At 31.0% G+C, this 23,773-nt stretch carries 28 protein-coding genes; 10 read left to right on the plus strand and 18 right to left on the minus strand.

Annotated elements, in window-relative coordinates; all coding sequences use genetic code 11:
• Positions 1–48: 48 nt before the first annotated feature.
• A complete protein-coding gene (locus HA148_RS00815; RefSeq protein WP_209129365.1) occupies positions 49–1,227 on the plus strand; it encodes a nucleotidyltransferase family protein in 1,179 nt (392 codons plus the stop codon).
• Here HA148_RS00815 and HA148_RS00820 read toward each other — a convergent pair.
• A complete protein-coding gene (locus HA148_RS00820) occupies positions 1,211–2,101 on the minus strand; it encodes a methylenetetrahydrofolate reductase (RefSeq protein ID WP_209129367.1) in 891 nt (296 codons plus the stop codon). The two genes, HA148_RS00815 and HA148_RS00820, sit on opposite strands and share 17 nt — an antisense overlap.
• Positions 2,102–2,178: 77 nt before the next feature.
• Between HA148_RS00820 and HA148_RS00825 the strand changes: the two genes are divergently transcribed.
• On the plus strand, positions 2,179–2,457 hold the full coding sequence (locus HA148_RS00825; RefSeq protein ID WP_032526549.1) for a helix-turn-helix domain-containing protein: 279 nt from the start codon (positions 2,179–2,181) through the stop codon (positions 2,455–2,457).
• On the opposite strand, the gene HA148_RS00830 is transcribed toward HA148_RS00825, so the two are convergent.
• From HA148_RS00830 to HA148_RS00870, 9 genes are all read right to left on the minus strand, one after another.
• Positions 2,420–2,608 (minus strand): hypothetical protein, encoded by a 189-nt coding sequence (locus HA148_RS00830; RefSeq protein ID WP_209129369.1) that lies wholly within the window; start codon positions 2,606–2,608, stop codon positions 2,420–2,422. The two genes, HA148_RS00825 and HA148_RS00830, sit on opposite strands and share 38 nt — an antisense overlap.
• Positions 2,609–2,703: 95 nt before the next feature.
• Positions 2,704–3,171, minus strand: coding sequence for a CYTH domain-containing protein (locus HA148_RS00835; protein ID WP_209129371.1), 468 nt, complete (start codon positions 3,169–3,171; stop codon positions 2,704–2,706).
• The gene (locus HA148_RS00840; RefSeq protein ID WP_209129373.1) at positions 3,172–4,083 is read right to left on the minus strand and encodes an NAD(+) kinase; all 912 of its coding nucleotides are present in this window, start codon (positions 4,081–4,083) and stop codon (positions 3,172–3,174) included. It abuts the gene before it with no gap.
• A 9-nt stretch (positions 4,084–4,092) separates the two neighbouring features.
• On the minus strand, positions 4,093–4,413 hold the full coding sequence (nuoK, locus tag HA148_RS00845; protein ID WP_025943246.1) for an NADH-quinone oxidoreductase subunit NuoK: 321 nt from the start codon (positions 4,411–4,413) through the stop codon (positions 4,093–4,095).
• An 18-nt stretch (positions 4,414–4,431) separates the two neighbouring features.
• Positions 4,432–5,031, minus strand: a complete 600-nt coding sequence (locus tag HA148_RS00850; protein ID WP_209129375.1) for an NADH-quinone oxidoreductase subunit J — start codon at positions 5,029–5,031, stop codon at positions 4,432–4,434.
• Between the two features lie 13 nt (positions 5,032–5,044).
• On the minus strand, positions 5,045–5,671 hold the full coding sequence (gene ndhI / locus HA148_RS00855; protein WP_209129378.1) for an NAD(P)H-quinone oxidoreductase subunit I: 627 nt from the start codon (positions 5,669–5,671) through the stop codon (positions 5,045–5,047).
• Between the two features lie 68 nt (positions 5,672–5,739).
• Positions 5,740–6,858, minus strand: a complete 1,119-nt coding sequence (gene nuoH, locus HA148_RS00860; RefSeq protein ID WP_209129380.1) for an NADH-quinone oxidoreductase subunit NuoH — start codon at positions 6,856–6,858, stop codon at positions 5,740–5,742.
• A gap of 76 nt (positions 6,859–6,934) precedes the next feature.
• The gene (locus HA148_RS00865) at positions 6,935–8,080 is read right to left on the minus strand and encodes a citrate synthase (protein ID WP_209129382.1); all 1,146 of its coding nucleotides are present in this window, start codon (positions 8,078–8,080) and stop codon (positions 6,935–6,937) included.
• A gap of 125 nt (positions 8,081–8,205) precedes the next feature.
• Complete coding sequence (locus HA148_RS00870; RefSeq protein ID WP_209129384.1) at positions 8,206–9,666, minus strand: hypothetical protein; 1,461 nt, start codon at positions 9,664–9,666, stop codon at positions 8,206–8,208.
• 89 nt (positions 9,667–9,755) lie between these two features.
• Between HA148_RS00870 and HA148_RS00875 the strand changes: the two genes are divergently transcribed.
• Complete coding sequence (locus HA148_RS00875) at positions 9,756–10,106, plus strand: rhodanese-like domain-containing protein (RefSeq protein ID WP_209129386.1); 351 nt, start codon at positions 9,756–9,758, stop codon at positions 10,104–10,106.
• Here HA148_RS00875 and trpB read toward each other — a convergent pair whose 3' ends face one another.
• A complete protein-coding gene (trpB, locus tag HA148_RS00880) occupies positions 10,107–11,351 on the minus strand; it encodes a tryptophan synthase subunit beta (protein ID WP_209129388.1) in 1,245 nt (414 codons plus the stop codon).
• 47 nt (positions 11,352–11,398) lie between these two features.
• On the opposite strand from trpB, the gene HA148_RS00885 reads away from it, so the two are divergent.
• Positions 11,399–11,710, plus strand: coding sequence for a translation initiation factor SUI1 (locus tag HA148_RS00885; protein WP_209129391.1), 312 nt, complete (start codon positions 11,399–11,401; stop codon positions 11,708–11,710).
• 42 nt (positions 11,711–11,752) lie between these two features.
• A complete protein-coding gene (gene cysC, locus HA148_RS00890) occupies positions 11,753–12,379 on the plus strand; it encodes an adenylyl-sulfate kinase (protein WP_209129393.1) in 627 nt (208 codons plus the stop codon).
• A gap of 12 nt (positions 12,380–12,391) precedes the next feature.
• Here cysC and purE read toward each other — a convergent pair whose 3' ends face one another.
• Positions 12,392–12,928: a 5-(carboxyamino)imidazole ribonucleotide mutase gene (purE, locus tag HA148_RS00895; protein WP_257471406.1), complete on the minus strand. Its 537-nt coding sequence runs from the start codon at positions 12,926–12,928 to the stop codon at positions 12,392–12,394.
• An 89-nt stretch (positions 12,929–13,017) separates the two neighbouring features.
• Between purE and bchM the strand changes: the two genes are divergently transcribed.
• Entirely contained in the window at positions 13,018–13,716 is a 699-nt protein-coding gene (gene bchM, locus HA148_RS00900) for a magnesium protoporphyrin IX methyltransferase (protein WP_209129395.1), read from the plus strand.
• A gap of 4 nt (positions 13,717–13,720) precedes the next feature.
• Here the strand turns inward: bchM and HA148_RS00905 are convergent, their stop codons facing one another.
• Positions 13,721–14,449 (minus strand): response regulator transcription factor, encoded by a 729-nt coding sequence (locus HA148_RS00905; protein WP_209129398.1) that lies wholly within the window; start codon positions 14,447–14,449, stop codon positions 13,721–13,723.
• A 58-nt stretch (positions 14,450–14,507) separates the two neighbouring features.
• Here HA148_RS00905 and HA148_RS00910 point away from each other — a divergent pair, with 58 nt between their 5' ends.
• Positions 14,508–15,653 carry a cysteine desulfurase family protein gene (locus tag HA148_RS00910; protein ID WP_209129400.1) on the plus strand — a complete coding sequence of 382 codons (1,146 nt, stop codon included), beginning with the start codon at positions 14,508–14,510 and terminating at the stop codon, positions 15,651–15,653.
• Positions 15,654–15,667: 14 nt separating this feature from the next.
• Here the strand turns inward: HA148_RS00910 and rsmH are convergent, their stop codons facing one another.
• Positions 15,668–16,570, minus strand: coding sequence for a 16S rRNA (cytosine(1402)-N(4))-methyltransferase RsmH (rsmH, locus tag HA148_RS00915; protein WP_209129402.1), 903 nt, complete (start codon positions 16,568–16,570; stop codon positions 15,668–15,670).
• A gap of 38 nt (positions 16,571–16,608) precedes the next feature.
• Here rsmH and HA148_RS00920 point away from each other — a divergent pair, with 38 nt between their 5' ends.
• On the plus strand, positions 16,609–17,796 hold the full coding sequence (locus tag HA148_RS00920) for an NAD(P)H-quinone oxidoreductase subunit H (protein WP_002807890.1): 1,188 nt from the start codon (positions 16,609–16,611) through the stop codon (positions 17,794–17,796).
• 9 nt (positions 17,797–17,805) lie between these two features.
• Positions 17,806–18,258: an acyl-CoA thioesterase gene (locus HA148_RS00925; protein ID WP_209129404.1), complete on the plus strand. Its 453-nt coding sequence runs from the start codon at positions 17,806–17,808 to the stop codon at positions 18,256–18,258.
• Between the two features lie 3 nt (positions 18,259–18,261).
• Here the strand turns inward: HA148_RS00925 and HA148_RS00930 are convergent, their stop codons facing one another.
• Genes HA148_RS00930 through menA form a run of 3 tightly spaced genes read right to left on the minus strand, consistent with a single transcriptional unit; the run spans position 18,262 to position 21,340 of the window.
• Positions 18,262–19,464 (minus strand): AMP-binding protein, encoded by a 1,203-nt coding sequence (locus HA148_RS00930; RefSeq protein WP_245151970.1) that lies wholly within the window; start codon positions 19,462–19,464, stop codon positions 18,262–18,264.
• Positions 19,461–20,426, minus strand: coding sequence for an o-succinylbenzoate synthase (locus HA148_RS00935; protein ID WP_209129409.1), 966 nt, complete (start codon positions 20,424–20,426; stop codon positions 19,461–19,463). The genes HA148_RS00930 and HA148_RS00935 overlap by 4 nt, the downstream gene beginning before the upstream one ends.
• On the minus strand, positions 20,423–21,340 hold the full coding sequence (gene menA / locus HA148_RS00940; protein ID WP_209129411.1) for a 2-carboxy-1,4-naphthoquinone phytyltransferase: 918 nt from the start codon (positions 21,338–21,340) through the stop codon (positions 20,423–20,425). The genes HA148_RS00935 and menA overlap by 4 nt, the downstream gene beginning before the upstream one ends.
• Before the next feature lie 101 nt (positions 21,341–21,441).
• On the opposite strand from menA, the gene HA148_RS00945 reads away from it, so the two are divergent.
• Positions 21,442–22,854: a chorismate-binding protein gene (locus tag HA148_RS00945; protein WP_209129413.1), complete on the plus strand. Its 1,413-nt coding sequence runs from the start codon at positions 21,442–21,444 to the stop codon at positions 22,852–22,854.
• Here the strand turns inward: HA148_RS00945 and gshB are convergent.
• Positions 22,847–23,770, minus strand: coding sequence for a glutathione synthase (gene gshB / locus HA148_RS00950; protein WP_209129415.1), 924 nt, complete (start codon positions 23,768–23,770; stop codon positions 22,847–22,849). The genes HA148_RS00945 and gshB overlap by 8 nt on opposite strands.
• Positions 23,771–23,773 lie beyond the last annotated feature (3 nt).

Genomic DNA, 23,773 nt, shown 5'->3' on the forward strand with positions numbered 1-23,773 from the left:
AGCTTAATAGTAATAACGTATAATCTTTAAAAAAGAGGTTTTGAATTCATGAAGGCAATGATACTTGCGGCAGGTAAAGGTACACGTGTTCAGCCTATTACGCATGTTATTCCAAAACCGATGATTCCGATTTTGCAAAAACCTGTTATGGAGTTTCTCTTGGAACTTTTAAGAGAACATAACTTTAAGGAAATTATGGTCAATGTTTCTCATCTGGCGGAAGAAATTGAAAATTATTTTAGGGATGGGCAAAGATTTGGAGTAGAAATTGCTTATAGTTTTGAGGGAAGAATTGAAGATGGAGAATTAATAGGTGATGCTTTGGGATCCGCAGGAGGATTAAAAAAAATTCAGGATTTTCAAAATTTCTTTGATGAAACTTTTGTTGTTTTATGTGGTGATGCTTTAGTTGATTTAGATTTAACTCAAGCTGTTAAAAAACATAAGCAGAAAGGAGCTATTGCGAGCTTAATAACAAAAAAGGTAACTAAAGATCAAGTATCAAGTTACGGTGTCGTAGTTTCTGATGAAAACGGCCGTATAAAAGCTTTTCAGGAAAAGCCAGAAGTTGATCAAGCTTTAAGTGACTGTATAAATACAGGAATTTATCTTTTCGAACCTGAAATTTTTAATTATATCCCTTCAGCAGAGAAGTTTGATATTGGAGCTGATCTTTTTCCTAAACTTGTTGAAATGGATTTACCATTTTTTGCATTACCAATGGATTTTGAATGGGTAGATATTGGAAAAGTTCCTGATTATTGGAGTGCTATTAGAAATGTATTGCAAGGCAAGGTAAGACAAGTGCAAATACCAGGTAAGGAAATAAAACCAGGAGTTTTTACCGGTTTGAATGTAGCGGCTAACTGGGAAAAGGTTAATATTACTGGGCCGGTTTATATAGGAGGTATGACTAGGATCGAAGATGGAGCAACTATTATTGGCCCTTCAATGATTGGACCAAGTTGTTGCATTTGCGAGGGAGCAACTATAGATAACTCAATTATTTTTGATTATTCTAAAATTGGTAAAGGTGTAAGACTTATGGATAAGTTAGTTTTTGGTAAATATTGTGTTGGGAAAAATGGAGATCATTTTGATTTGCAAGATGCATCTTTAGATTGGTTAATAGCAGATTCAAGAAGATCTGATTTGACTGAGCCATCCCCTCAGCAGAAAGCTATGGCAGAATTATTAGGTACTGATTTGATTAATATTCCAGACTAAGATCAGCTTTTTCAAGAATCTCAGGAATTAAATGCTCTGCCTTTACGGCCATTAGATGAATACCATTTGCGATATTAATAAAATCATGAGCTTGTTCAGCTGCAATCTTAATACCTTCCTGTAAAGGATCTTTAGCATCTTTAAGCCGATTTAAGATATTTTCAGGGATGTTTGCGCCTGGAACATATTTGTTAATAAATAAGGCGTTTTTATAAGATTTTAATAGAAATACACCTGCAATTACAGGAATTTCAAGAGGATTGCTAATTTCTTCGCAAAATTCTATCAAATTTTCTTTTTCCATAACCATTTGAGTTTGTATGAATCCTGCTCCTGCCTCTTTTTTCTTTCTCATTCTATTTTCTAAACTTCTTTTATTTCTGCAACTAGGATCAGCAGCGGCACCTGCGAAAATAAAGGTTTTTTTATCGGAAAGTTCTCCTATAGTCGGATCACTTCCTTTATTGAAGGCTTGAATTTGTTGAAGTAATCTAACTGACTCAAACTCATGCACTGCCTTAGCATCTTGTTGATCCCCGGCTTTAACTGAATCACCGGTAATGCATAAAATGTTTCTAATTCCTAAAGCATTTGCTCCTAGAATGTCTGATTGTAAAGCAATTTTATTACGATCTCTGCAAGATATTTGCATGACTGGTTCTATTCCATTTTCCAGTAATAGTTTGGACATTGCTAAGCTGCACATTCTCATTACAGCTCTACTTCCGTCGGTAATGTTAACAGCATGTACCTTATCTTTCAAAAGTTGTGCTATCTTAAGAGATCTTATGGGGCTCCCGCCTCTTGGCGGCATTAACTCTGCCGTTATTACTTTAGATTTTTTTTCTAAAGTCTGCTGAAGTTTTGATTTCAATTGCTTTTGTTTCTTACTAAGTTAACAAGTGTACTGAGATTGCTAAACTTAATTAATATAAAAAAGGAACTGTTTAAATGCAAATGGTTGAAGAAGAAGTAAACAACATTGACATGATGGGTCTCTCAGCAAGAGAGATGGAAATCATTGATCTCGTAGCTGATGGGCTTACAAATCAAGAAATTGCAGTAAAACTTACTATTAGTAAAAGAACTGTTGATAATCATGTAAGTAATATGTTTACAAAAACTGGTTCTAAAAACAGAGTAGCTCTTTTGAATTGGGCAATGGACAATGGAAAGATTTGTAGAGATGGATTTAATTGCTGTTCACTCCCAGATTCTGATCAAGATTAATTTTACTTTTTACTTTTGTTGTATCATTAGCTAAATCCATTAAACAATAATTTGTAGATCCTAATTCAAAAAGTTCAGCGTATGCAATACATGCATCTTTGTCTGAATCAACAAATCTCAATATTCCTTCTTTGTCATAAAGACCATACATCTGAAGAAAACAATAATTGAAAATTTAAATATAAAGAAAATATAAAGGATGAGTGGTTCTTTTGACTAGTTACTTTTGAAAGTTGTCAAATAGTTTTATCTCCATTTTGAGAAAGGATTGTTAGCAAGACTGAAATTAGAGTAATGGGTAAGACCAGTAATTTCTTTTGAAATGAAAGAAGGAAGAAATAAATCTTCCTCTTCATTGGAAAGTTCAATTTCTGCAATTTCAAGTGGATAATTCTTTTCTTTAAAGCAATCTATAATCCAAGATTTTTTTTCAACTTCTAAAAAAAATCTTTCTTTTTTAATTGTGCTAGAAAGATTTGACATTATTGTTTCAGCATCGCTTCGAGGAATGGAATATTCAAATTCAAAGTTGGTAAAACCTTTGATATGTTTTTTGAGTGCAATTTTAGAGTCTTTGCCTGTAAACCTTACCCTAATAATCCAATCATCTAAACTTTTGGTTAAATATCCTTGTTCAATATAAATTTTTCTAGTTATGAATTCTTTCCAATTTTCATTTTTTATAAGAAATCTTCTTTCTATTTCTAAGGCCATTTAATTTTTCTGATTTTTTCTAGATAAATCGCCTTTCCAATCTAGTTTTTTTATTAAAGTATTATAATAAGTATTGCTTTTTTTAAACTTTATTATTTTGCAAGGTGATTGCCCTTTTTTGATCTCACAATAATAAGTTTCCTTAATGGTCATACATTTTGAACCGTCTCGCCATAATTTAATTTCCCCCTTACTTTTTTTAACAGGTTTAATTACTACCTTACTTGTATTAGGTATAACTATTGGTCTACTAGCCAAACTCATCGGGCATATAGGGTTTATTATCATTGCATCTATACTAGGGTGAACTATTGGACCACCTGCAGCCATAGAGTAGGCTGTTGAACCAGTTGATGTAGATATGATTAATCCATCACCTTTATATTCATTCACCTTTTCGTTATCAATTTCTATTTGTATTTGGTTGGTAGGAGAAATGTCCTCTTCAACGGATTTAAAATAAAAATCATTTAAGGCGTCGTAGCTTTTTATAATTTTTTTCTCAGAACTTGTCCCGTTCATACAAACATTACAATTTAATCTATTACGAAATTCAATTTTATATTCTTCGTTTTCAAGGATTTCAATAAAAGATTTGTCAAACAAGAAATTTTTTTCTTGCGTAAGGAAACCCAGATTACCACCAATGTTAATGCTTAACAAAGGAATATCATAATCAGCTAAAGCATTTGCACATTTTAGGAACGTTCCATCTCCACCAAGAACTATGCCAATATTTGGTTGCAATTCTGGATTGCAAAGATATTTTTCAATTTCATTTTTATGAAAATCACTTTCAATTCTATTTGATTTTATATTTTTAGCTTTTAGGACTTCTTCACAGAATTTAGAAGCCTCTCGAGCTATAGAACTATCTGAACGATATACAATAAGCACTAATGAAAGTTGCATTTAGTGGTTTTACCATTTTAATAAATTAAAACTTTCCATATCTACAGTCACTCTATTCCTATACAGAGATAACAGGATAGCTAATCCAACTGCTGCTTCTGCGGCAGCAACAGTAATCACAAAAATTGTAAAAACTTGTCCTTGAATTAAATTATTATCAACATAGGAAGAAAACGCCATTAAGTTTATATTTACTGCATTGAGCATTAATTCAATGCTCATAAGAACTCTGACTGCATTTCTGCTATTTAATAATCCCCAAATACCAATACAGAATAGTGCTGAAGATACTATTAAAAAAGCTTGAATAGGGATTGATTCTAAATTCATCATAAGAAAGTTAAGAGGTTAATTTTTATTTGTAAGTAAAGGTTCTGATGATTTTTCAATTAACTCTTGATCAACAGGTAATCCAGTGGAAATATCCTTGCTCATTACATCTCTTCTAGCTAAAACAATAGCTCCAATCATTGCCATTAAAAGTAAAACTGAAGCTACTTCAAATGGGAGTAAATAATCACTAAATAGATGTTCACCAATTCTGATAGTTGATTCTTCTCCTATAGAGTTTTGAGGATTTGATAGGCTCCATACATTGGTCAAGTCAACTCTTATTAAAAGGCTTAGTAGGGTTAAACATATTGATGTTGATATGATTCTTCTAGATTTAATGTCATTGATGGGCTTTAAATCTTCTTTTTTATTTACTAGCATAATTGCAAAAATTATTAATACATTAACTGCACCCACATAAACTAAAACTTGTGCTGCAGCAACAAAACTTGCATTTAAAAGAAGATATAATCCTGCTACACTCATGAAAACCCCTCCTAGAAGAAATGCAGAATAAACAATACTTTCTAGCAAGACAACCCCAAGTGCACCAATAAGGATAACTAAAGATAAAACTGTAAAACAAATAATTTGAGTTGTTATTGCAATAGACATAAATTAATTGAAATTAATTGTTTGAATTAGAAACTTTATCTTTATTTTCATTGGATTCTGATCTCATCCAATCATAGACTTCTTCAGGTAATTTACCAACTCTAGTATCTGAAGCTGAGATTTCATGAGGGTCCATGACACCTTTAGGTAGATAGGCGAGTTCTCTTAGAGGTTTAACTGAAGGATCTGTCGTGACGTTTGTGGGAAGTCTACCGAGTGCTACATTATCAAAATTTAGGTTGTGTCTGTCAAAAGTAGCTAATTCATATTCTTCGGTCATTGATAGACAATTAGTTGGGCAATATTCAACACAATTTCCGCAAAATATACAAACTCCAAAGTCTATAGAATAATTTCTAAGTTCCTTTTTTTTTGTTTCTTTGTTCATCACCCAATCAACTACTGGTAGATTTATGGGGCATACTCTCACGCAAACTTCACAAGCAATACATTTATCGAATTCATAATGTATTCTTCCTCTATATCTTTCAGAAGGTATTAATTTTTCATATGGATACTGGACAGTAACAGGTCTTCTTCGAAGATGATCAAAAGTTACTGATAGGCCACTATATAAGTATTTGCCTGCATTAAATGCTTCTTTGATATAGCTATTTATTTGTTGAAGAAAATTTTTCATTTTGAAGAATTTACTTAGTTATTTTATTTTAGTGGATTAATTTTAAATTTAAGTATTTTTACTTAAGTTTAACCACCAAAGAATTGTGGAAAAGCAAGTTTTAATCCTGCAGTTATCAAAAGATTAGCAAGAGAAATTGGAAGAAGAAACTTCCATCCTAGATCTAATAGTTGATCTATTCTTACTCTAGGAGTTGTCCAACGCAGTAATATTGCAATGAAAACTAAAAGATATGCTTTTAATACAGTCATTACAATTCCTATTGATGCAGTGAAAACTTGTATGAATGGTGCATTAATGGGCAAGTTTAAAAACTTAGCTATTAATTCAACTGGGATAGGAAAACCCCATCCTCCCAAATAGAGTATTGATACCAATAAAGCTGAAAGGATTAAATTAATGTAACTACCAAGGTAGAACAATGCGAATTTCATACCTGCATATTCAGTTTGATATCCTGCAACTAATTCTTCTTCAGCTTCAGGCAAGTCAAATGGAAGTCTCTCACATTCTGCAAGAGCACAAATCCAAAAGACTATAAAACCAACTGGTTGTCTCCATATATTCCAACTTAGGATCCCAGCACCACTTTGTTGGTTAACAATGTCAATAGTACTTAGTGAATTTGTCATTAGTACGATAGCAAGTACAGATAAAGCTAAAGGAATTTCATAACTTATCGATTGAGCTGCTGCTCTTAAACCTCCTAATAAAGAATATTTATTATTTGATGCGTATCCGCTCATAAGAAGTCCAATTGGCTGAATACTGCTTAAAGCTATCCATAGGAAAATTCCAATACCAACATTACTTATTAAAAGATTTTGTCCAAAAGGAACAATTAACCAAGACAGGATGACTGGAACAAGAACTAATATAGGTCCTGCAGTAAAGAGTATTCCATCCGCTTTAGCAGGAATAATATCTTCTTTGACAAGTAACTTAAGACCATCTGCAATTGGTTGGAGGACCCCAAGAGCTCCTGCATATTCGGGTCCTATTCTTTGTTGAGCAGCAGCAGATATTTTTCTTTCAAGCCAAACTGTTACCAAAACGCCAACAACTGCTGCTACCAAAACTAAAAGCATAGGTAGAGGGAGCCAAATTACATGAGCAATTTCGCTGGGAAGGCCAAAACCTTTTAAGAATTCATTAAAACTATATTCGAGATCTAATCCGTATTCCAAAATTTTAATGCTATTTATCTAATAGATTAACTCTTCACAATCAATATGTGTGTTTTTTTATGAAAAGCTGCAAATATTATTCTCTATTTTCTAGGCTGATCCAATCTCTTGGTGCTGCTCCTGTATAGATTTGAGATGGTCTAAAAATTCTATTTGCTCCAAGTTGTTCTCGCCAATGAGCTAGCCAACCAGCCACTCTAGATATGGCAAAAATTGGAGTAAATAAATCACGAGGAATACCAAGTTTTCTATAAACAAGACCAGAATAAAAGTCCACGTTAGGGAATATACCCTTAGGTCCAAGTCTTGGAATTGCCTCTGCTTCTAATGATTTAGCGACTTCATACATTTCATCTGCTCCAAATCTAATGAAAAGCTCTTCTGCCAGTTTTTGAAGAATTATTGCTCTTGGATCTTTGACTTTATATTCTCTGTGGCCGAAGCCCATTATCTTACTTTTATTTCTTATTGCGTTATCTAAAAAAGACCCAGCATTTTCTGAGGTTTTAATCTCTTCTAACATTGCAATCACATCCTCATTTGCTCCTCCGTGCAATGGGCCAGCAAGGGTTCCTACTGCAGAGGCGATGACAGCATATGGGTCCGTAAGAGTGCTTGCAGTAACTCTAGCGCTAAATGTACTGGCGTTTAAACTATGTTCGGCATGTAGAATTAAACACCTATCAAAAACTTTTGCAGCTATAGGATCTTGTTCTTTTTCAGTCAGCATGTAAAGAAAATTTGATGAGTAAGTTAAATCATCTCTAGGTTGAATAGGATCTTGTCCTTTTCTTATAAGTTGGAACGCGGCAATCATAGTAGGTATTTTTGCTATTAGTCTTATTACTGCGTTGTAAATGTAATTAGGATCATCTATCGCTCTACGTGAATAGAAGAGCCCTAAAGAAGCCGCACTAGATTGAAGAGCGTCCATAGGATGACCTGTCGCAGGGAAACATTTCATCATATCTCTGACTCTAAAACTTAACCTTCTATGCATTTGAACTTCTTGTTCAAAATCTCTTAGTTGAATAGCTGTAGGCAATTCACCCCAAATCAATAGGTAAGCGGTTTCTAAAAAACTGCTTTTTTTGGATAGTTCCTCAATGGAATAGCCTCTGTACAATAATTTACCTTTGTTCCCGTCAATATCACAAATAGATGAATTAGTAACTGGGACACCCTCTAATCCTGGTTTTAAAATTAGTTTGTTGCTATCCAATTCCTTAATTCAATAATTAACACTTATAGATTAAAGATAGTCAAATAATTTTTAATTAACCATAAGTTATTAACTTCACGAAAATTTTAATTGATTGTTTTTAAAGCTTTTTTTGAATGACTTTATTAAAGCATTTTTAATATTGTTTCTGTATAGAGGATTGGATTTTTTTCAGGAATAGATTGTCTTATGATTTCTATAGATTCTTCATTTGATATTTTTAAAATATTTTTTATCATAAAATTAAGATCTTCTAGATTAGTAAATTTTTTAATTTTATTATTATTTTTATCTTTGATATCAACTTTCGCATAAAGAAAAGCAGATTTATCTTTATTACTTTTTAGGTTGAAAAATTTTTTTGAGATTGTTTCTAGTTTTTTACCATCAATTAAATGATTACTTATGATTTGTAAATTTCCTGATTCTATTGAATAGATATTTTCATAAGTTAATTCTTTTATTACATCTTCTCTTTCTTCAAGAATATCTTTTGAATAAATTGAGTAAATAGCTTCATTTTGGTTCAAAGTATATTTGTTGAAATCTTTTAGTTTTTTCAAAGTACTTAAATTAAATTGATCTTCAGTATTTTTTTCAAATGCAATAAGCCAATCTTTTTTTGAATTGAGAATTAATATATCTTGGTTGACATTTTGATTAAACTCATCAAAAAAACTGAGTTCAAAATCATTTAATAAAGATTTGGGATATAAGTCAAAAATTTTTTTATTGCAAAAAATTGAAACTTCAGGACTATTTTCATTAATATTCTCTTTATTTATTATATTATCGTAAGTAAGAATATCAATATTTTTTTTATTATTTAGTAAATATGATTTCAAAATTAAATGCTTATTTTTGAAGTCAAATGTTGTGGCTATAATATCCTCATTATCATCAGTAAAAATTTCTTTATTAAAAAATTTACTTTCCCAAAATTTATTTGTAAATAAAATATTTTTTTCGTTTTTCAGTCTAAAAAGTTCTTCCTCATATTGAAATTTTTTTTTCTTAAAATTATCACTAGAGTTAATACTGTTTTTGATTAACTTTTTATCTGATGAAGCAATTATATAATTATCTTCAGTCTGATATATAAAGTTAAGGAAATTTATTTTATTTTTTCTTTTGATTGGAATTATATAATCATTCTGCTCAATTTTATAAGGCAAATTTAATAAATCATCTATTGTTTTTTCCGGCTTAATTTTAAAAACAATCAAAATATTATCTTTAGGCGTTATATTATTCTCAAAAGTTGAAATTATAAGTTCATTATCATAGATATCTTCTAATTTATTGTTACCTATATCTATACCTAAGTAATTTAAAATAGAATCTTTTATTAAAACAAAGTTATCTTGATTTTTTGGATTTTTATCTTTTTCGTTATTGTTAACAATATTAAAACTTTCTAAATTTGAGATAAATAATAATTTACTGTTTTCAGGTATAAATTTTAGGATATTTAGTTGCTCAATATTTATACTTTGCTCCTTATTTTTATTGGCAGAAACTTTCTTAAAACCAAAAAAAAGTAATAAAGATAATAATAGTATTATTGTTATTACTCTAAGTTTCATTATCAATGTTTATTTTTATTTTTAACAATAAATTTCGCTCTGCAACCTAATTTATTAAATTGTAAATAACACATAATTGATCTTCTTAATTGGGAAATTATCCAAAATCTATAAATGCCTCTAGTCTCAATGATTGGTTTAATTCTGAGAAAGAGGATCCAGTTTTGATTGATGTAAGAGAACAGTCAGAACTTGAACTAGCTCGTTTCTCAAAAGAATTTTTACATATACCAATTAGTAAAGTCACGTTTCAATATGTTGAAGAAATATTTTCTGGTTTATTAGATAGAGAAATTGTTGTTAGCTGTCATGCAGGGATAAGAAGTTATAACTTTTGTCAGTGGTGCTTAGATAATAATATTGTTAGCGAAATATGGAATTTGGAGGAGGGAATTGATGGATGGAGTACATATATTGACCCATCAATTCCAAGGTATTGATTAAATATCTAATGAAGATGCAACAGTATTAACATCTTTGTCCCCTCTTCCAGAGCAATTGATAACTATATGTGTATCTTTTTCAAGAGTAGGACATAATTTATCTAACCAAGCAAAGGCATGGGACGTTTCAAGTGCCGGAATAATGCCTTCAAGTTCACTAACAAGTTTCAAAGCGTCTAAAGCTTCTTGATCTGTGACTGATCCATATTCTGCTCTACCTATATCTTTTAAAAAGCTATGTTCAGGTCCGACTCCTGGGTAATCTAAACCTGCACTTATTGAGTGAGCTTCTTGTACTTGACCATTATCATCTTGCAAAAGAAGACTCATTGATCCATGCAAAATTCCAACTGAACCTTTAGTGATAGTGGCAGCATGTTTGTCAGTATCAACTCCGCTTCCTGCGGCTTCCACTCCAATAAGTCGTACAGAAGTTTCTTTTACGAAAGGATGGAAAAGACCCATTGCATTTGATCCCCCACCTACACATGCAAGTAAAATATGGGGTAAAGATCCAAATGATTCCAGACATTGTTTTTTAGTTTCTTCTCCTATAACTGCATGAAAATCTCTAACAATTTTTGGGAAAGGGTGTGGGCCGGCAACAGATCCTAAAATGTAGTGTGTGGTTTCGACATTAGAAACCCAATCTCTAATGGCTTCACTAGTAGCATCCTTAAGTGTTGCAGTTCCAGAATTTACAACTTTAACTTCAGCTCCTAGAAGTTTCATTCTGAAAACGTTAAGGGATTGCCTTTTTATGTCTTCAGCACCCATATAGATAATACATTTCAAGCCAAATCTCGCACAAACAGTAGCTGTAGCAACTCCATGCTGACCTGCTCCAGTTTCTGCAATTATTCTTTTTTTGCCCATTCTTATAGCTAATAAAGCTTGTCCAAGGGCATTGTTAATTTTGTGAGCACCAGTATGATTTAAATCTTCTCTTTTAAGCCATATTCTTGGAGTTGCTTGTTTGGTTTTGTAATGTTCAGTAAGTCTTTTGGCTTCATAAAGTGGTGTTTCTCTACCTACATAAGTCTTAAGTAGATGATTTAATTCTTCTACAAAAAATTTATCTTTCCAAGCATCAGATGCAGCTTCTTCAAGCTCAAACAGAGCAGGCATTAGCGTTTCAGGAACATATTGACCACCATATTTTCCAAATCTTCCTTCTTTCGAGGGTTGATTTAAATCTTCATTTTTATAGTTTTGATCTTTGCGAGAAAATGTACTTACCACTTTTCTATAGAATAAGTATTAACTAACTATAGAATATATTGAAAATAATGGGAAAAAAGAATTGGATAGAATTTGATAATCACAAAAAAAATTCTGAAGAAACAGCTAAGGAAGATACTTTTGATAAAAGATCAAAAATAAATATTTCAAAACAAAAAAAAGGTAAAAAAGGTAAGACTATAACTTTAATTAGGGGTTTAGGCACTGAGGATGAAATCTTATTAAAAGGATTACTAAAAAAAATTAAAGTTTTTTGTGGGACTGGAGGAACATTAATTGATAAAAATATCCAGTTACAGGGTGATATGGTATCGAAATCAATTGAGTTTCTTCGTAAAGAGGGATTTCATAATTTATGAAGCAAGGGTTAGGATAGGTTTTTAATTTTGATGATCCAAAAAATGAAAGAACAAGATCAAACAAAGTCAACCAATATAAAGTGGCACAATTTAACTATTGATAGAGAAAAGTTAGAGAAAATGAGAGGTCATAAAGGTATGGTTATCTGGTTTACAGGTTTATCTGGTTCTGGTAAAAGTACTTTGGCCAACGCTTTAAATGAAGTTTTACACTTAGATGGTTTTTCGACTTATGTGTTGGATGGAGATAATATTAGACACGGTTTATGTAAAGATCTTGGGTTTTCGGATGAAGATAGAGAAGAAAATATAAGAAGAATTGGAGAAGTTGCGAATTTATTTATGAATGCTGGGATAATAACTATTACAGCATTCGTTTCGCCATTTATTAGCGATAGAGATAAGGTTCGAAAAATTATTGGATCTAGTGATTTTATTGAAGTTTATTGTGCTGCTGATATTAAAGTTTGCGAAAATAGGGATACTAAAGGTCTGTATAAGAAAGCTCGTTTGGGTGAAATCAAAGAATTTACAGGGATTTCTAGTCCATATGAAGCTCCTCATAATCCAGAAATTGTTGTTGATACAGGTTCGTTAGATTTAAATGATTCCGTTGAAAAAGTTGTTAACTACCTTAAAACAGAAAACTTTCTTAACAAGGCCCAATAGAAAAATAATAGTTCATTTATTTTGAAGATAATTGTCAGGTCCAATAGCTGATAACTTACTATTTTTTGTTCTTACCTGTGTATGAAGATTTTCTCTGAATTCTTTTAAAGTTTTCTTTATGGATTCATCAAATAAACTGATCATCTCTATTGCCAATAATCCAGCATTCTGACCTCCATTAATTGCAACTGTTGCGACTGGAATTCCAGCGGGCATTTGAACGATTGATAAAAGAGAGTCAATCCCCTTAAGTGTCTTACTCTCTACTGGTACTCCAATTACAGGAATGCAAGTTATGGATGCCAGCATTCCTGGAAGATGAGCAGCACCACCAGCACCGGCAATTATTACTTTTATGTTTTCTGATTCTGCATTTTTTGCATATTCCATCATTTCAAAAGGTGTTCGATGGGCAGAAAGTATACAAATTTCAGTTTTTATTCCAAATTCTCTTAAAATATCAATGGCTGGTTTCAATGTTTTTAGATCTGAATCACTACCCATTACGACAGCAATTTTATAAACATCTTTAGAATTCAATTCTGACAAAATAACAAATCAATTCTTTCCTATAATGGCGTGCAATTAATTTGGCGCCAGTTAGTTAGTATAAAAATAAGAAAATACCATAGAATATTATGACGTCAAATAAGATTATCGAAAAAAGTGAAGTTAGGGAGTATTTTAATGGAACTGGCTTTGAAAGATGGAATAAAATTTATAGCAAATCTGATGAAATTAATACAGTTCAGAAAAATATTAGGAAAGGACATCAAAAAACTGTAGATGATGTAGTCTCATACATCAAAGATTATCCTGAACTAACAAAAAAAAGTTATTGTGATGCAGGATGTGGTGTAGGAAGTCTTTCCATACCTTTACTAAGACTTGGTATAAAAGAATTACAGGTGAGCGATATATCTTCTGAAATGATTAAAGAAACAAAGAAACGCATTAATACATTAGGATTGAATCAAGGCAAAATCAAATATGAAGTCTGTGATTTGGAAAAATTAAAAGGACTATTTGATGTTGTGGTTTGTTTGGACGTATTTATTCATTATCCTCAACCGGTCGCAGAAGAAATGGTCCAGCATCTATGCGATTTAAGCAAAGAAAAACTAATCGTTAGCTTTGCTCCTTATACTCCTGTTCTTGCTGTTCTAAAAAATATTGGGAAATTATTTCCTGGGCCAAGTAAAACTACAAGAGCATATACATTGAAAGAAAATGGTATTATTAATGCTGCTAAAGAAAGAGGATTTAAAGTGGTTAAAAAGAAATTAAATAAAGCTCCTTTTTATTTTTCAAAACTAATTGAATTTGAAAAAATTTAATAATTTATTTTACTAAATGATTTTCAAGTGCATAACGAACTAATTCGGTTCGGCTAGATGTACCTGTCTTGATAAAAAGTCTACTTACATATTTCTCAACATTTCTAATAGATGTTTCCAGCTGTCTTGCAATTTCCTTGTTCATCAGGCCCTCTGCTACTAGTTGAAGTACACTTGCTTCTCTTGGAGTAAAAGTAGGAATATTTATTTTATTTTCTGAATTAATTGGATTTTGGTCTGTGAGCATAGATTTTATTTCAGTAATTTGTTTAGCCATTTTGCTTACATCAATATCTGCGAATCGTGCCGCTTCTTTTAGTAAACGTTCTTGTCTCTTAATTACATTTTTAACTCTTGCAGCTAATTCATCGGGGTCGAAAGGTTTGGAAATATAATCATCAACTCCTGCAAGATAGCCTTCTGTTCTGTCGAGGGTCATTCCTTTTGCTGTCAGAAAAATAACTGGAGTTCCTCCTAATTTTTCATCCTCTCTAATTTTTTCTAATAAAGCATAACCGTTAGCTCGGGGCATCATAATGTCGCTAATTATCAAATCGGGAAAAATTGTTTGCGCCTTTTCCCATCCATCCTCTCCATCAACTGCAATAAATATTTCAAAGCCTTCATCTTCTAGAAAGGTTTTAACAGCTGTTCTTAAACCAGGCTCATCATCAACTAATAAAATTCTTGATTTTCGTATCGGTTCATTATTTATTCGATTAAGTTCATTCATTTTTTAAATTCTTCAATTTGATTTCTAGTAATAAACAGAATTTTATATACTAAACATAATGCTATCAACTCCCATACTACTAGACTATCAATCTTCGACTCCTTGCTCTAAAGATGTTGTTGATTCTATGAAACCTTTTTGGAGTGAGATATTTTCTAACCCCGCAAGCAAATCTAATTTGGCGGGGATTAACGCAAGCGCTATATTGGAAGCCTCAAGAGAAAAAATAGAACAAAATTTATTTCTTAAGAATAAAAAAGTTATTTTTACAAGTGGGGCAACTGAATCTAATAACTTAGCCCTATTAGGTTTTGCTAGAGATTACTATAAAAAAACAGGAAATTATGGACATATTATTACCTTAAAAACAGAGCATAAAGCTGTTTTAGAGCCCCTAAACCAACTAAAAAATGAGGGATTTTTGGTTACAGAAATTAATCCTGAGAAAGATGGCTTAATTTCAGAAGAACAATTCAAAAAAAATATAAGAGAGGATACATTCCTGGTTAGTATAATGCTGGCAAATAACGAAATTGGAGTTATACAGCCAATAGAGAGTATTTCAATGATATGTAAATCGAAAGGAATAACTTTTCACTCTGATTTCGCACAATGTTTAGGTTATATCGAGTTAGACAATCTTTTATCAGATGTAAATATGATAACGATGAGTTCTCACAAAATATATGGTCCTAAAGGGATAGGACTTCTTTTGATAGATGAAGAAATTAATCTTGAGCCTTTAATTGTTGGAGGAGGTCAGGAATATGGTCTCAGGTCTGGTACATTACCTCTTCCGTTAATAGTTGGCTTTGCTAAAGCAATAGAGATAGCAGTTTTTAATCAAAAAAATAATGCTGAGAAATTACTTTTTTACAGAAATAATCTTTTAGAGGGTTTGTTAGAAAATAATTCTGGTTTATTAATTAATGGCTCAATAGAAAAAAGATTACCTCACAATTTAAATTTGACTATATTGGATTTAAACGGAGCGAAGTTTCATAAACTTTTAAAATCGAAAATAGTTTGTTCTAGTGGATCTGCATGCAGTAATGGTGAACCATCTCATGTTTTACTAGCCTTAGGCAGATCTTTTAAAGAAGCAGAATCTTCAATAAGGTTAAGTATTGGATTAAGCACTAATTCAAGAGAAATAAAACAAGCAATACAAATTCTTACACATATAATCAAATCATTACGTTAAAAATTATTGGCTCTTTAGTTTAATTGAGCAATTCTTAATTTTGCACTTCTAGCTCTTTTATTTTGTTCAACTTCTTGTTCGGAAGGAGTTATTGGCTTTTTTGTCAGGTTTTTTAGTCTTTGATCATTCTTAAAACAACTTTTTACCAACCTATCCTCAAGGGAATGAAAGCTAATAATAGAAATAATACCCCCTGGCAAAAGCCATTCAGGTACAACTTGCAAAAATTTTTCTAATACTTCAATTTCTTTATTAACAGCAATTCTTAGTGCTTGAAATGTTCTTGTTGCTGGATGTATTTTTTTATGTCTTTGTTTTGGTGGGAAGCAGCCTGCAATAGAATAAGCTAACTCTTTTGTTCCAGAATATTTCCCATTTTCCTTCAAATCCAATTTTATTTTCCTAGCAATCTTTCTTGATAATCTCTCCTCTCCGTATTTATATATTAGATTAGCTAGATCTTTTTCATTTAAAGCCTCAACTAATTTTTCTGCATCAACATCAAGAAAAGGATTCATGCGCATATCAAGTGGACCATCTTTTTGGAAACTAAATCCTCTTTTAGGGTCATCAATTTGGTTACTATTTACTCCAAGATCTGCAATCACAAAAGAAACTTTTTCTTTTGGTACAAAATCCGCAAAATTTGAAGCCCTTATATCAATCCTATTTTTAAACTCATCAAGTTTTTTTGATGCTGATTTTCTCGCGAATGGATCTTGATCAAGTCCAATTATATGTAAATCAGAATATTTTCTCAATAATTGATAAGAGTGCCCGCCTCCGCCTAAAGTTGCGTCTATTCCCTTAAGTCGATTGTTATGTATCAGTGGGTAATGCTCTAATGAGGCCATAATCTCATCTGTCATAACTGATTTATGATTGAAAAAAGATGAATCAGATAGGTCATTTTGCATAACTTTCGACTAAGATTTGTTTAGAAGTTAAATTTTGAATGGCTCAGCTAGAGACTAGAACAGAACCAATGGTGGTCAATTTTGGCCCTCACCATCCCTCAATGCATGGGGTTTTAAGGTTAGTTGTAACTCTTGATGGTGAGAATGTCATTGATTGTGAGCCGGTAATTGGATATTTACATAGAGGAATGGAAAAGATAGCTGAAAATAGGACAAATGTAATGTATGTCCCTTATGTAAGCAGAATGGATTATGCCGCAGGAATGTTTTATGAAGCTATTGTAGTAAATGCTCCTGAGAGATTAGCTAATATTCCAGTTCCCAAAAGAGCTAGTTACATCAGAGTTCTCATGCTCGAACTAAATCGTATTGCTAATCATCTTTTATGGCTTGGTCCCTTTTTAGCAGATGTAGGTGCTCAAACTCCATTTTTCTATATTTTTAGAGAAAGAGAGATGATCTATGATCTCTGGGAAGCTGCTACTGGACAAAGACTAATAAATAATAATTTCTTTAGAATAGGTGGAGTAGCATGTGATCTACCATATGGATGGTTAGAAAAATGTATAGACTTTTGCGATTGGTTCGGTCCTAAGATAGATGAATACGAAAAATTAATAACAAATAATCCAATTTTTAGAAAAAGAATTGAAGGTCTTGGAACAATACAAAGAGACCAGGCAATTAATTGGTCTTTGTCTGGGCCAATGCTAAGAGCTTCTGGGGTTTCCTGGGATTTAAGGAAAGTCGATAGTTATGAATGTTATGACGATTTTGATTGGCAGATTGCTTCTGAAAAAGAAGGAGATTGTTATGCGAGATATCGAGTAAGAGTTGAAGAGATGAGACAATCACTAAGCATCATTCGCCAAGCCTGCAAAATGATTCCAGGAGGTCCAACAGAAAATTTAGAAGCTCAAAGAATGGCGACTGAAGATAAGAAAAGTGAAATATTCGGTATTGACTATCAATATGTAGCTAAGAAAGTTGCTCCAACTTTTAAAATTCCTAACGGAGAATTATATACAAGATTAGAGTCCGGCAAAGGAGAAATAGGTGTATTTATTCAAGGAAATAATGAAGTTACCCCATGGAGATTTAAAATCAGAGCAGCTGATTTAAATAATCTGCAAATATTGCCTCATATTCTTAAAGGTGCCAAAATCGCTGATATTATGGCAATCCTTGGTTCAATAGATGTCATTATGGGATCTGTTGATAGATAATTTCTTTAAATGAAACCCGCTGATTGGTTAATATTGCAGAAGAAGGTAAGATTTGGTGATTGTGATTCTGCAGGTGTAATTCATTTTCATAACTTATTAAAATGGTCGCACGAAGCTTGGGAAGAAAGTATTGAAATTTATGGGATCCCTTATCAAGATATTTTTCCAGATTTTTCTACACGTAAAAGTCAAATTATTTTTCCCATAGTTAATTGTGAAGCAAATTTTCTTGCTCCTATAAAAATTGGAGATTTCTTAAAAGTAAAAATTGCCCCTCATAAAATTAATACTTATTTGTTCCAAGTAAATAGCTTTTTTATAAAAAACGGAAATAAAGTAGCCGAAGGGAAAATTATACATTGTTCTTTAGATGTTGATTCAAGAAATAAAATTGAACTTCCCGATCAGTTAGAAAGATGGATAGAGGCTTCAAATGTGAGTATAAATTTAAAAGAATGCTAATTATTATTTTTTAAATTTATAGTTTATTTTTTCTGTAATGGTATTTTTGCTTTTAACAATCCACTTTTCAGGCTTTTCATGTTTAGGCCAACTTTGAGAAAATTTTTTTAATAAATTTAAATAAATTTCAATATTTTTATTATTTGTAAGTTCTCTAAATTCAACAATTACTTCAATTTTATTTCCCCATAATTTGTTAGATACTTTTGAAATATTGAATTTATTAATTGGGATATTTTCTTTCATAATGAAATCATTTAATCTAGATTCAATTACTTTTGGAAAAACGATTTCTCCTCCTGAATTAAATGCGTTATCACTTCTTCCAAGAAAGTTTAAATATAAAGAATTATTGATTTGATTAATTTCACCTAAATCACCGGTGCACCACCACCCATTTTTATTTTTGAAATTTTTCGTTTTTGAAGAGTCTATTATTTCGATTCCAATTCTGGCTGATTTAATTTCGATTAATCCTTGTTCGTTAATTCTTATTTTTGTATCAGGTAGTATTTCTCCAACATTTTTAAAACCCATTAAGAATTCTTTTGGTTTTAAACTCGTAACCATTGCCGAAGTCTCAGTTGAGCCGTAACAAGGAGCTAATTTTATTTTTTCTTGTATACATTGTCCTGCAGTTTCGTCTGAAATTGAAGCTCCACCGACCCAAATTAGATCAAAAATTTTTAGCCAACTAATTCCATCTTTTTGTGCTAAAAGTCTTTGTAATTGCGTAGGTACTAATGACGTAATCAAGTGTTTTTTGTTTTTTTTAGATTTAATTGTAAAAAGTAAAAGTTTTCGAGTGTTTTTTATAAAATTTGGAGAAATATTAATACAATCACATCCCCAAGTTTGACTTCTAAAAATTGACATTAATCCACTTATATGGTTCAGGGGTAAAGTATTTAAAATTAAGCAGTTTTGCAATTCAAATCCTTGCTCTATTAGCCATTGACCCGATGCAGCTGCAGATAATTTAAGATTATCTAAATGGTGAAAACATTGTCTTGGTGTTCCAGAACTCCCACTACTGTTTAAGATAATTGCCGGTCCATTTTCAGTAATTGCATCTAATACATATTTGTCTTCATAAAATTTGCTTTTTACATAAATAATTTTATTCTCTCTAATTTTTTCAATAATTTTCTCTACAGATTGAGGTTCGTTATTTTCAACTTCAATAGTATAAATTTTATTTTTCATAATTGATCCCATATTTTTTTTGAGTCATTTAAAAATAGAAACGAATTAGGGAATTTATTCATTGCTAAACCAGGAACTTTTGGAGTTGGTCCTTGTAATTGTAAAGACGATAAATGATAAAGCCATCTCTTACCTATTCCAGTTTCAAATGATGTACTTATAGATATTAAAGCTTTTTTATGTTCTAATTCTCTTAAAAGCTTAACTGGATTATTTTCTTGAGAGGGCCTTCGAATTTGCCAACCCTTCCACTCATCAATCAAAGTTGGAAATTTTAAAAGTGATTCATCTAAGGCTATTGGAATTTTTTTGTTAAGTTTTTTCATTCCTTCAATATCGTCAACACAGAGAGGTTGTTCTATCCAATCTATATTTTTATTATCTTTCAAAATATCAGCCCATCTATTGGCTATCTTTCTCTCCCAAGAACCATTAGCATCTATTCTCAAATAAATATTATTACCTATTTGGCTTAAAATTTCTTCTAAATTTGCTTCTTCCTCATGGTTATCTCTTAATGCTACTTTCCATTTTATGGTTAATGATTTTCCAATATTAGATTGTTTTTTTTTAATTTCATTTAGCTCTGAAATTACATTTTTAGACTTTAAAAGTATGGCTGTTTTATCAATTTCATCAAAGGCATAGTTTTCTTTAAAAATTATTTTTCCATTTATCTCAGCTAATGCAGAATTTATTGCAGATTGAATGCATGGGTGAAAAATATTTATTTGCTCAGATAAATTTAATACTTCTACATTCTCAGGGATCATATTTAGTTGTTTTGCACATTTTTTTAAGTCTTCTTCTAGAAGTGGTGAAACTTCTCCAAACCCAATTTTTTTATCATTACTTGTTAATTTAATTATCCAACCAAGTTTTGTAAGATAAGTCGTTTTAGAATTTTCTACTTTTGTGGATAACTTAAAGCTATAAGATTTTTTTTTAAATATTAAGTTCATTTATTAATCAAATAATTAAAGATTAATCCTGTGATTAAGCCAACTCCATTAAGAGTTTGAAATTTTATTGCGACGAATTTGGAATTTTTTATTGCAGAAGGTTTTTTATATGAAGATCTTAATAAATTTATAAGTATTATTGCTTGAGGAAAACTAATCAAATAAAGGATACAAAACACTGGAATAAATCCAGTAATTATAGTTAAAAGTTGAAAAATATATATTGTAAAAATTATACAAGGCACAAATTGAGAACCTTTTTTTGCTCCTAGGCGAACTAAAGGTGAATTTTTCCCATGCTTTTTATCTTCAGAAATTTGATGAAAATGAGAACAAAATAATACAAGAGTTGTTGCTAATGAAGGTCCTGATCCAAGTAATAAAGAAATTTTCCAGGGAATATCTTCGAAGTAAATATTAAAAGGATTTAATGCAATTAAGACTGCGGAGTAGGCAAAAGGTCCAAATGCAAGCCAGCATAATGGTTCTCCTAAACCTTGATAGCCAAATCTAAAAGGAGGTCCTTGATATAAATATCCTAAGAAGCAGCAAGATGCTACCAAAATCAAAATGTTTATACTTGTTGATAATGAAATAATTGAAATTATTATTAAACCAATAACTAAAGATGAATATGCAATAAATGAAATTATTTTTTTATTTTTTATAAGATTTACAATTGAATGGAATTTAAATTCATCGATTCCTGTTTCTGCGTCGAATAAATCATTAGTTAGGTTTTCCCAAAGTAATATAAAAATTGCAGCTAAAGTAAATGCAATCAAATTATAAATTTTTACCTTCTCATATTGATTGAGTATATAAGCCCCTGTTATTAAAACCGGAAGTATGGCAACAGAATAAAGAGGCCATTTTATCGCTTGTTTCCATAATTTTTTTTTATCTTCGTCCATTTTTATTTAACTCATAAAATTCGATCATTATTAAATGTAGTTTATAAATTGAGTTACATTTTTTACTTTATTGCATGATTTTTAGTTATTTTCAATAAGTAATGAAAAATGATTTAAACTTAACAGATTTTTTAAAAGATATATTTTCCTCTTTCGATAAGAAAGTGGAGAATTCTGGATTAGTAAGTATTTGTGTTGAGATTCCTTTTATTGATTTATTACAAGTATATGAATTGTTGATAAATAAATATTCTTTTTCTTCATTTTGGGAGGAATCTAATGGTATTTCATATATTGCTTTTGAGAAATGTAAATATGTTACTTTGGATGGTCCAAAAAGATTTGAGGTGGCAAAAGAGTTTAATTCTGAGAATTTTAAAAATTTAATTAACTTAACTAATGAATCACATAATTCTGCACTTTCAAAAATAATATATTTATTTTCTTTTTCTGAAAATTTGAATAATAAGAATTTACCTTCAGATATCCCTTGTTTGGAAGCCATCTTGCCAAAAATATTAATTACTAAAAGTGATAAGAATTGCTGGTTAAGAATCAATGGTCATGTTGAAGGTAAATCATCATTAAGAACATTAATTGAAGAAATATGGACAATTAGAAATCAAGTTATTAATTCTGAGCCAGAATTAATAAAATCATCTGGCTTAAAAACTAGTTTTGATTTTCCTATTATTGATGATTTCTTGCACTCCTTAGAAACTTCTAATAAAAATTTGAAAAAAGTATTAAATAAAGGAATTCAATTAGTAGAAAAAGGTATTCTCGAAAAGATAGTTTTAGCGAATAGGATTAAAATAAAATTTAAAAATAAATTAGATTTAGTAGAAATTTTAAAAAGATTAAAAAAGAATCATTCAAATACATGCAGATACGTTTGGAAAAGAAATAGTAAGGATATTTTGTTTGGAGCATCTCCAGAAAAAGTATTTTCTTTTACTAAACCTAATTTAACTTTGGAGGCTCTCGCTGGAACTATCTCTACTAATTCAAATATTAAGAAATTACTAAAAAGTACTAAAGACTTAAAGGAACATAATTATGTAACAGAGTATTTGATTAAATGTTTAGAAGTTTCAAAAATAAAAAACTTTAAAAAAAGTGATATCAAGGTAAATTCATTCGGAGATATTTCTCATTTGCAAACACTTATTTTCTCAAAAGTTGAAAATTTATGTCCTTTTGAATTACTTAAAAACTTACATCCATCTCCGGCTGTTTGTGGATACCCAAAAAATGCAGCATTGGATTGGATAAACACTCTTGAGTCTTTTCCTAGAGGAAATTATGCTTCTCCAATGGGTTGGGTTGATGCATCAGGAAATGCATCATTTCTTTTAGCCATAAGAGGTGCAAGATATATTGAAGAAAATATTGAATTTACTGCCGGTTCAGGTATAGTTTCAGGCTCAGTTTTAGATAAAGAAATAGATGAGATTAAATTAAAATTTGAAACTATAGTAAAACAAATATTTTTCGCTAAAAATCCTAGATAATTTCCACTAATTTTTCAATTACTTCCACTGAAACATTCTTATTGGATAAATTTTCTATTTCTCTTAAACCTGTTGGACTGGTAACATTAATCTCGCTCAGCATTCCATTTATTACATCAATACCTACAAAAAATAAACCTTCATCTTTAAAGTGTTGAGATAATTCTGAGCAGATACTTTTTTCTTTTTCTGTTAATATTGTTGGTTGAGCTTTCCCTCCCATCGCTAAGTTACTCCTAAAATCGCCTCCTTGAGGAATCCTATTTATAGATCCAATTGCTTCACCATTTACGATAATTATTCTTTTATCACCATCTATGACTTCAGGAATAAATTTTTGCATCATAACGGGTAATTCTTCTTGAGAAGTGATTAATTCAATGATTGATTTAATTCCTGGAGAATTTTTATTTATCCTTATAACACCTTGACCACCTTTTCCTCCCAGAGGTTTTATAACTACTTCATTATTTATATTTGCAAAATTAATAAGATCTTTTACCTTACTCGCAACTATTGTAGGTGCCATTAAGTGGCTGTATCTCAAAGCACCTAACTTTTCATTCCATGCTCTTAATGATGAAGGTTTGTTAATTACTTTTACTCCTTTTCTTTCGGCAACTTCTAAAAGATGTGTTGCATACAAATAAGCCTCATTAACAGGGGGATCTTTTCTCATCCAAATGCAATTAAATTCGGCGAGAGGGATACAATCATTCTCTTTGAAAGAAATCCACGGATTGACTCCAACTTTTACGGAAGAAGCCCATACTTCATCACCTCTAGCTTCAAGGTCTTGAGGAGTACAACTCCAGATTTCAATATTTTTTTTGGATGATGCTTGCATTAAAGCAGCGGATGAATCTTTTAAGGGGTTTATATTTTTTATTGGATCTATTACGAATAGAAATTTCATAAG

Origin of the sequence: Prochlorococcus marinus XMU1405 (assembly GCF_017696275.1) — a bacterium.
GTDB lineage: Bacteria > Cyanobacteriota > Cyanobacteriia > PCC-6307 > Cyanobiaceae > Prochlorococcus_A > Prochlorococcus_A marinus_AB.

Bases quoted from the DNA above. Each gene is read 5' to 3' on its own strand.
- HA148_RS00840 (WP_209129373.1), bottom strand. From the start codon at position 4,083: ATGCAACTTTCATTAGTGCTTATTGTATATCGTTCAGATAGTTCTATA.
- HA148_RS00835 (WP_209129371.1), bottom strand. From the start codon at position 3,171: ATGGCCTTAGAAATAGAAAGAAGATTTCTTATAAAAAATGAAAATTGG.
- HA148_RS00885 (WP_209129391.1), top strand. From the start codon at position 11,399: ATGGGAAAAAAGAATTGGATAGAATTTGATAATCACAAAAAAAATTCT.
- HA148_RS00905 (WP_209129398.1), bottom strand. From the start codon at position 14,449: ATGAATGAACTTAATCGAATAAATAATGAACCGATACGAAAATCAAGA.
- nuoK (WP_025943246.1), bottom strand. From the start codon at position 4,413: ATGAATTTAGAATCAATCCCTATTCAAGCTTTTTTAATAGTATCTTCA.
- HA148_RS00815 (WP_209129365.1), top strand. From the start codon at position 49: ATGAAGGCAATGATACTTGCGGCAGGTAAAGGTACACGTGTTCAGCCT.
- HA148_RS00850 (WP_209129375.1), bottom strand. From the start codon at position 5,031: ATGTCTATTGCAATAACAACTCAAATTATTTGTTTTACAGTTTTATCT.
- HA148_RS00920 (WP_002807890.1), top strand. From the start codon at position 16,609: ATGGCTCAGCTAGAGACTAGAACAGAACCAATGGTGGTCAATTTTGGC.
- HA148_RS00830 (WP_209129369.1), bottom strand. From the start codon at position 2,608: ATGTATGGTCTTTATGACAAAGAAGGAATATTGAGATTTGTTGATTCA.
- HA148_RS00870 (WP_209129384.1), bottom strand. From the start codon at position 9,666: ATGAAACTTAGAGTAATAACAATAATACTATTATTATCTTTATTACTT.
- rsmH (WP_209129402.1), bottom strand. From the start codon at position 16,570: ATGCAAAATGACCTATCTGATTCATCTTTTTTCAATCATAAATCAGTT.
- gshB (WP_209129415.1), bottom strand. From the start codon at position 23,770: ATGAAATTTCTATTCGTAATAGATCCAATAAAAAATATAAACCCCTTA.
- HA148_RS00910 (WP_209129400.1), top strand. From the start codon at position 14,508: ATGCTATCAACTCCCATACTACTAGACTATCAATCTTCGACTCCTTGC.
- HA148_RS00825 (WP_032526549.1), top strand. From the start codon at position 2,179: ATGCAAATGGTTGAAGAAGAAGTAAACAACATTGACATGATGGGTCTC.
- cysC (WP_209129393.1), top strand. From the start codon at position 11,753: ATGAAAGAACAAGATCAAACAAAGTCAACCAATATAAAGTGGCACAAT.
- bchM (WP_209129395.1), top strand. From the start codon at position 13,018: ATGACGTCAAATAAGATTATCGAAAAAAGTGAAGTTAGGGAGTATTTT.
- HA148_RS00930 (WP_245151970.1), bottom strand. From the start codon at position 19,464: ATGAAAAATAAAATTTATACTATTGAAGTTGAAAATAACGAACCTCAA.
- menA (WP_209129411.1), bottom strand. From the start codon at position 21,340: ATGGACGAAGATAAAAAAAAATTATGGAAACAAGCGATAAAATGGCCT.
- ndhI (WP_209129378.1), bottom strand. From the start codon at position 5,671: ATGAAAAATTTTCTTCAACAAATAAATAGCTATATCAAAGAAGCATTT.
- HA148_RS00925 (WP_209129404.1), top strand. From the start codon at position 17,806: ATGAAACCCGCTGATTGGTTAATATTGCAGAAGAAGGTAAGATTTGGT.
- HA148_RS00935 (WP_209129409.1), bottom strand. From the start codon at position 20,426: ATGAACTTAATATTTAAAAAAAAATCTTATAGCTTTAAGTTATCCACA.
- HA148_RS00945 (WP_209129413.1), top strand. From the start codon at position 21,442: ATGAAAAATGATTTAAACTTAACAGATTTTTTAAAAGATATATTTTCC.